At 67.5% G+C, this 3,269-nt stretch carries 1 protein-coding gene; it reads right to left on the reverse strand.

The window, feature by feature from the left end:
- On the reverse strand, positions 1–3,269 hold a 3,269-nt coding region (locus A5652_RS02690), incomplete at both ends, for a condensation domain-containing protein (RefSeq protein ID WP_156745118.1).

Consider the following 3,269-nt stretch of genomic DNA (forward strand, 5'->3'; position numbering starts at 1 on the left):
GTCATGGAAATCCTCGGGGGAACGGGCCACTTGTTCGGGCACCACCACCAGCCGGCCCCCGTGCAGCAGGGCACCGAAGATCTCCCACACCGAGACATCGAAGCTATAGGAATGCCACTGCGACCACACCTGCCCCGCCAACTGCATCTGGGCGCCCAGGCAGCCCAGCAGCTGGGTGATGTTGTGGTGGGTGATGGCCACCCCTTTGGGCGCCCCGGTAGTGCCCGAGGTGTAGATCAGATACGCCACATCTTCGGGGGCGGGTGAGACCAGCACGGTGACGGGCTGAGCGGTGGCCGGATCGATATCGGTGACGGGATCGATATCGGTGTGGGGGTCATCGATATGCAGGACGGGCAGGGTGTGGCCGTGGAGGCGGTCGGTGAGTTCGGTGGTGGTGATGACCGCCAGGGGAGCGGCGTCGGTGAGCATGAAATCGATCCGCGCATCGGGTAGGGCGGGGTCGATCGCGAGGTAGGCCGCCCCGGTTTTGAGGATGGCCAGCATCGCGGTGATCGCCTCGGCTGAGCGTGACATCAGCAGTGCCACACAGCCTCCCGGGCGTGCGCCGTGACCGGCCAGCCGATAAGCCAGCCCGGTAGCGGCCCGCTCAAGATCGCCATAGGTCATTGATTGACCCGCGTCGCTGATCGCGACCGCGGTCGGGGTGGCGGTGACCTGGCGTTCGAATAACACCGGCACCGACACCGACTCACCCGCGGGTGTCGCTGTGGTCAGGGCAGCGTGGTTGCCCCAGGTGTGTAGGTGGGTGTGTTCGGCGGCCTCAAGGACATCGATGGTCGACAATGGCCGGTCGGGCTCGGTGGTGATGGTGTCGAGGACTCGGTGCAGCCGGGTGATCAGGGTGTGGATGGTGTCGGTGTCGAACACGTCGGTGCGAAATTCCACGGTGCCGCTGATCCCGGCGGGTTGACCGGTGGGGTTCCAGTGTTCGGCCAGCGACACGGTTAGGTCCATGCGCGCGGTGTGGGTGTTCAGGGGCAGTTGGGTGACGTCGAGGTCGGTCAGGGTTGGGCCGCTGGGGTGGTGTTGCCAGTTCTGCCAGGCCAGCATGACTTGCACCAGGGGGTGATGAGTCAGGCTTCGGGTGGGGTTGAGTCGTTCGACGAGGACCTCGAAGGGCACGTCTTGGTGTTCATAGCCGGCCAGGGCGCGGGCGCGTATTTGGGTGAGCAGCTCGGCTGGGGTGGGATCCCCGTGCAGGTCGACTCGTAGAACCAAGGTGTTGACGAAAAACCCGACCAGTTCATCAAGGGCGGGGTCGCGCCGCCCGGCGATGGGGAATCCCACGGCCACATCGGTGCTGGTGCTCAGTTTGGCCAGCAGGATCGCCAGGGCGGCGTGGACCACCATGAAGCTGGTCGCGTTGTGTTCGCGGGCCAGCCCAGCGATTTGGTGGTGCAGGCCCGCGGGCCAGCTCAGCGTGATGGTGGCCCCCCGTTGATCAGCGATGAGGGGATAGGGCCGATCGGTGGGCAACAGCACCCGTTCGGGCATCCCGGCCAGGGCCTGTTGCCAGTAGGCCAGCTGCGCAGCGATCGGGCTCTGGGGGTCATCGAGATCGCCGAGCTGGGCGCGCTGCCACAGGGTGTAATCGACATACTGCACCGCTAAGGGCGCCCAGTCGGGGGCCCGCCCGCCCGCGCGGCTGGCATAAGCCGCGCTCAGATCACGCATCAGCGGGCGCAGCGACCAGCCATCCACGGCGATGTGGTGGGCCACGGCCACGAACACGTGCTCTTGGGCGCTTAGCGCGAAAAGCCGGGCGTGGAACGGGATTTCGTGGGCCAGGTCAAAGGTGTGCGCGGTGGTGGTCTCGATGGCGTGTTCGAGGTCGGTGTCCGACCAGCCGTCGGCGGCCACTACCTGCCAGCCCACCTCGGCGTGGTCGGGGGCCAGCACCACCTGGTGGGGGATGCCCTGGGGGGCCTGGATCAAGGTGCGCAGGGTTTCGTGGCGGGCCACCACATCGGCCAGCGCGGCCCGTAACGCCTCGACATCGAGGGGCCCCCGCAGCCGCAACGCGGCGGCCATGTTGTAGACCGGGGAGGGTCCTTGCAGCTGCTCTAAAAACCACAACCGGTTCTGGGCGAACGACACCGGCACCGCCGCCGGGCGGGTCATGACGGTCAGCGGGGCCAGCGCCGAGCCCGACCCGCCCAGTCGCGGCGTTAACTGGGCCACCGTGGGCGCTTCGAACACCGCGCGCACCGTCAGCGCGCTGTCCAGGCTGGTGTTGATCGCAGCGATGAGGCGCATCGCGGAGAGCGAGTCCCCACCCAACTCGAAAAATGAGTCATCGATGCCGACTCGTTCGAGTCCAAGGACGTGGGCATAAATCGCGGCCAGGACTTCTTCGGTGGGGGTGGTCGGGGCCCGGTAGTGATCGGTGTCGGTGTAGTCAGGGGCTGGTAGCGCGGCGGTGTCGAGTTTGCCGTTAGCGGTCAGCGGTAACGCCTCGAGGACCACGATCGCTGCGGGCAGCAGATAAGCGGGTAGGCGCCCGGCCAGCTCGGCGCGCAACCCGGGCGCTTCGGCGGTGCCGGTCACATACCCGATCAGGCGTTTATCGCCGGGACGGTCTTCGCGGGTGATCACCGCGGCGGCGTGGACTCCCTCAAGGCCGGCCAACGCGGCGCGCACTTCACCCAGTTCGATGCGATACCCACGGATTTTGACTTGCTCATCGGCGCGGCCCCGATAATGCAGCTGCCCATCAGCCCCCCAACACACCAAATCCCCGGTGCGATACATCCGGGCGCCCCCAGCAGCGAACGGACACGCCACAAACCGTGACCCGGTCAACCCCGCACGCCGCCAATAACCCACCCCGACCGCGGGCCCGGCCACATACAACTCCCCGACCACCCCCACCGGCACCGGGCGCAACCACCCATCCAGGACCAGCAGCGCCGCCCCGGGCACCGGGCCACCGATGGGCACCACCTCGGCTCCCGCGCTCAGCGGTGCGCTGATGGCCGCATACACGGTGGTCTCGGTGGGGCCATAGGCGTTGCGCATCACCGCCCCGCGCGCCCACCGCTGCACCAACTCCACCGGGCAGGGCTCGCCGGCCACCACCAAGGTCACCGACTCCAACCCCACCTCGGACAGCATCGCCGCCGCCGAAGGGGTCTGGGTTAACACGCTGATGTGTTCGCGGATCAGCAGGTCATGGAAATCCTCGGGGGAAGCGGCCACTTGTTCGGGCACCACCACCAGCCGGCCCCCGTGTAGCAGGGCACCGA

Origin of the sequence: Mycobacterium sp. 1165178.9 (assembly GCF_001673555.1) — a bacterium.
Classification (GTDB): domain Bacteria; phylum Actinomycetota; class Actinomycetes; order Mycobacteriales; family Mycobacteriaceae; genus Mycobacterium.